Here is a 1,256-nt window from a genome sequence, read left to right on the forward strand (position 1 = left end):
AGCTTGCCGGTGAACGTATCAAGCTTGGCCTAATGCTTCATGACCCAGAAGAAGAGCACGATTGCTTTGCAGATAACACGCATGCATCTCACTTCAACGACGCACTAGGTATTAGAAATATTTACCTTGGCTCTTACACTAAGGTAAGCGGAGAAGTTGTCGACGGCGCAAGTCTTTCAGATCTTGTCGCAGCAAAAGATGCCGAACTAGACCAAGAAATGCGCAACAAACTAGACGTTACAATGTCAGCGATGCAAGTAATGGTTGATGAAGCGAACAAAGGAAACACCTTCGATGTTTTAATTGGTGAAGGCAATGCGGAAGGGAATAAAGTAATTCAAGACGTCGTGGACGCTCTTGTGGATCAAACCAAAACTATCGAAAAAATTGTTGTGGCTCTCAATCTTGAAGAGATCGAAGTTGAAGGCTCTGACAGCTTAGACAACCCAAGCGCAGTACTTTAAAAAATTGCTCAACTATAACTAACATTCAGTTTGCCATTTTGGCGCTTCTCTCCCGGGCTTAATAGCCCGGTTTTTTTGTTTATGATTACAAGCAAACCAATAACGATTTTAGGGTTTGGCAGCCTGTTAGTTGCCTCTCTTTTTTATGTAAGCACCTTTACGTCTGCGGAACATACTTCAAAAAGCGATGATTATAATCATCATCTCCCTGCCGGCTCGTTAAGTGCTTCTAATACAGGCGCTGATACGTTCCTTCAGCCTTTCAAAGGCATCGGACTAGAAGAAGGCTTAAACTATAGAGTAGGACAAGCCTTATTCGAAAAACTATGGGTATTTGCGCCTTCAAGCACCCAAGCTAGTGATGGTCTAGGCCCTTTATACAACGCGCGATCTTGTGCCCAATGCCATGTCAAAAACGGAAGAGCAAAGCTTGATTTCTCAGAGAATCTCGTGATCAATCCGGTTGGGTTAGTGATCAGACTAAACAACCCAGAGTTCGGTCAAGACCCATTTTATGGTACGCAAATACAGCCCTTTGCTTACCCCAATGGACAGGCAGAAGCTAATTTGGAGATTCACTATTCAACTCAAATGGTGTCAGTAGCCTCAAATACATCCGTATCGCTTTTTGAACCCCGATACACTCTATCATTCCCTAGCAATCACTCTCTCCATCCAAGCACACAACAATCACCTCGAATGGCAGGTGCATTAATTGGGCTAGGGCTAATTGAATCAATTGACGACGAAGACATTCTAAAATGGGCAGACCCTAATGATACGAATAACGAT

The 1,256-nt window shown here is 43.4% G+C and carries 2 protein-coding genes; both read left to right on the forward strand.

The window, feature by feature from the left end; all coding sequences use genetic code 11:
* The coding region (locus A3762_RS18555) for an imelysin family protein (protein WP_304439298.1) at nt 1-464 on the forward strand (464 nt) is incomplete at its 5' end.
* An 81-nt stretch (nt 465-545) separates the two neighbouring features.
* Nucleotides 546-1,256, forward strand: a 711-nt coding sequence (locus A3762_RS18560; RefSeq protein WP_304439299.1) for a di-heme oxidoredictase family protein, incomplete at its 3' end; no start/stop codon positions are given.

This window comes from Oleiphilus sp. HI0125 (genome assembly GCF_001635355.1).